The following is a 2,963-nucleotide window of genomic DNA, read 5'->3' on the forward strand; positions in this document are numbered from 1 at the left end:
CGATTTCGGTTTCGGGCCGGCCGCTCCGGCGCATGGCGAATGGCCGGCGGGCCAGCGCGAGCGCGTCGCCGAAAGACCGCAACCGGCGAACCCATGGGATTTGCCGGCGCAGGCGCCCGAGCCCCCTCCCGCGCCGCGTGTGGCCGCCAGTCCTCGACCGGTCCGTCAGCCGCCGGCGGCGCCGTCGCAGTCGCACTCCGACATGGCGCTTCGCGCCGCCTTCCTGCGCGGCATGGGCGTCGACGAAGCCGATCTCGCCGGCCGCGACGCGATCGCCGAGATGGAGAAGTTCGGGCGCGAGTATCGGCTGATGCTGGAAGGCCTGATGCAGCTTCTGCGCAAGCGCTCCGAGGAAAAGGGAAACGCGCGTGTCGCCCAGACGATGGTCGGCGCCTCCGAGGTCAATCCGCTCAAGTTCCTGCCGACGGTCGACGACGCGATCGTGACCATTCTTGGCGAACGCAGCCCCGGCTTCCTTGCCGGCGAAGCGGCGATCTCGGATGCGGTCCGCGATCTCGCGCAACATCACGTGCGCGCCTGGCGCGGCGTGCAGGCCGCGCTTCGCCAGATGGTCGACCGCTTCGACCCGGCGGCGATCGAGGAAGAGCTGAAATCGAATTCCGCGATCGGCACGCTGCTTTCGGGCGGGCGTGGCGCCAAGCTGTGGGAGCTTTACCAGAAACGCCATCGTGAAATCGCCGAGAGCGCGGAAAAGAGTTTTCTCGGCGAGGTCGGCGCTGATTTTAGGGATGCATATGAGGAGGAGTGAGACATGATCGATCGACGCGAATTCATCATTGCCCTTGGCGCCACCGGGCTGGTTTCGGCCTGCCAGAGCGGTCCGCCGAAACCATCCGTAATCACGGTCAATGTGAGCGGCGGCGCCGGCATGAATCCGGGGCCGGGCGGCGGTGATCGGCCGGTGACCGTCCTGGTGATGCGGCTGAGCAGCACCGGCAAGTTCAATTCGGCCGACTATTTCGCGCTGCAGGGCGATGCTGGGTCCGCGCTCGGGGCCGACCTCATCGGGTCCGACACGGTCTCGGTCGCGCCGGGAAAGACCGCGGCCAAGACCATCACGGTCGAACCGAACGCGACGGCGCTCGGCTTCGTCGCGCTGATCCGCGAGCCTGGCGGGAGGAACTGGCGCACGACCAAGTCGGTCTCGCCGGGCTCAAAATTCACCATCAACGTGACGCTCGGCAGCGGTGGCATCTCCGCCTAGCGGCCGGACAGGAAGTGGCTCCGTGCGGAGAGTAACGGCATGAGCGATGCAAACAGGGTGCTGTGGTCCGAGGGCCTGTTTCTCAGGACCCAGCACTTCCAGCAGCAGGACCGGTTCTTCGAGGCGACCGTGCGCGGCGCCTTGCAGGCCGGGCAGCTCCACACGTTCGGCTTCCAGCAGCTGACGCTCGACCAGTCCCTGCTCGACGCCGGCCAGATCTCCATCGTGTCGGCGCGCGGCATCTTCCCGGATGGCACGCCCTTTTCCATTCCCGAGATGATGGACGCGCCACGACCCTTGCCGGTCACCGCCGACACCGGCGCTGGAGCGGTGCTGGTCGCGCTGCCGCTCGAACCGCCCGGCGGCGTCGGCTTCGATCCGGCGCACGCCGCATCCACGGGCGCGCGCTATCATGGGCGGATCGTCTCGGTCCGCGACGCGGTGCACGGAGGATCGGACCCGGAGGAGATCGAGATTGCCCGGCCGCAGGCAGTGCTCTTGGCGCCGGGCAAATCGGTCGGCGGCTACACCGCCCTGCCCGTCGCCGATGTCAAAGGCGTGCGAGCCGACGGCGGCGTCTCGCTGGATGAGGCGTTCCTGCCGCCGACCCTGATCACGGGCGCGGTGGCCTGGTACCGGCAATTGCTTCTGGAAGTCGTCACCGGCCTCGACCAGATCGCCGAGGCGCATGGCAAGATGGTGATGGGCGGGCCCGGGCGCAGCGTGGAGGACCTGTTGATGCTCCACCTTGCCAATGCGGCACGGCCGCGGCTGGCGCACATGCTGGCGCAGGACGTCTTCCACCCGGCCGAGCTCTACCTGGAGCTTGCCGGCCTCGCCGGCGAGATGGCGACCTACGGTTCCAGCTCGCGACGGCTGGGCGAATTGCCGGCCTATGACCACATGGCCCCCGGCCCCGCCTATTCGGCGCTGGCCGATGCCTTGCGCTCGCTTATCCTGAGCCTGCGCTACATCGAGCCCAAATCGCGCGCCCTGCCCGTTATGCGGCACTCGACCAATGTCTGGAAGATCCGCATCGACAACCCGAAGCTGCTGGTCGCCAGCCGCATCGTCATCCGGGTCGGGTCCGAACTGTCGGAAGATGCGCTGCGCAAGATCTTCGTCAATCAGGCGACGGTCGGCGCCGCCGACCAGTTCGAGGGCCTGTGGAAATCGCGCCTGCCCGGCATCCCGCTGAAGCCGCTCCATTCGCAGCCGCGCGAAATCCCCTACGACGGCGACCGGCTGTGTCTCGAGCTCGATCAGAAGAGCGAGCATTGGGCCTCGCTGCTCGACGCCCCCGGCTTCGTCATCGGCGTCTCGGGTGTCTTGCCGAGCGAGCCGCAGGTCGACTGCTATTCGGTGAACAGGTGAGATCATGAGCCGGGATGATCCCTTCGGACTGTCGGAGGATCGCGAACGCACGCGCATCAGGCTGACCGGCGCCCAGATGCCGCGGCCGACGGCGCCGATGCTGACGGGTGTGCCTATCAAGCGCTCGCGCACCCATCCCAATGCGCTCATCAACGCCTTTGCGCCGCTGCTCGAATTCGCGCCCGAGCTCGAAAGCGCGCTGGCGCCGGAGAACCCTGAAACGTTGCGCACGCGTCTGCTCGAAGAGCTGGTTCGGGCGCGCGATGCCGCCATGACGTCGGGATCGTCTCTGGAGCGGGCCGATCAGGCGGCCTGGGTGGTGGCGGCGCTTCTCGACGACCTCGCGCTCAACACGCCCTGGGGC

The 2,963-nt window shown here is 67.8% G+C and carries 4 protein-coding genes; all 4 read left to right on the top strand.

All coding sequences use genetic code 11. The features are described from left to right. On the top strand, nt 1–769 hold a 769-nt coding region (gene tagH, locus EN780_RS31135; RefSeq protein WP_128276192.1), incomplete at its 5' end, for a type VI secretion system-associated FHA domain protein TagH. A gap of 3 nt (nt 770–772) precedes the next feature. Continuing rightward, nucleotides 773–1,225, top strand: coding sequence for a type VI secretion system lipoprotein TssJ (gene tssJ, locus EN780_RS31140; RefSeq protein ID WP_127308960.1), 453 nt, complete (start codon nt 773–775; stop codon nt 1,223–1,225). Nucleotides 1,226–1,264: 39 nt separating this feature from the next. Beyond that, nucleotides 1,265–2,599 (top strand): type VI secretion system baseplate subunit TssK, encoded by a 1,335-nt coding sequence (tssK, locus tag EN780_RS31145; protein WP_127308961.1) that lies wholly within the window; start codon nt 1,265–1,267, stop codon nt 2,597–2,599. A 4-nt stretch (nt 2,600–2,603) separates the two neighbouring features. Further along, nucleotides 2,604–2,963, top strand: a 360-nt coding sequence (locus EN780_RS31150) for a DotU family type IV/VI secretion system protein (RefSeq protein WP_189556884.1), incomplete at its 3' end; no start/stop codon positions are given.

The sequence above is a fragment of the Mesorhizobium sp. M4B.F.Ca.ET.089.01.1.1 genome, assembly GCF_004022605.1.
GTDB classification, from domain to species: Bacteria; Pseudomonadota; Alphaproteobacteria; order Rhizobiales; family Rhizobiaceae; genus Mesorhizobium; species Mesorhizobium abyssinicae.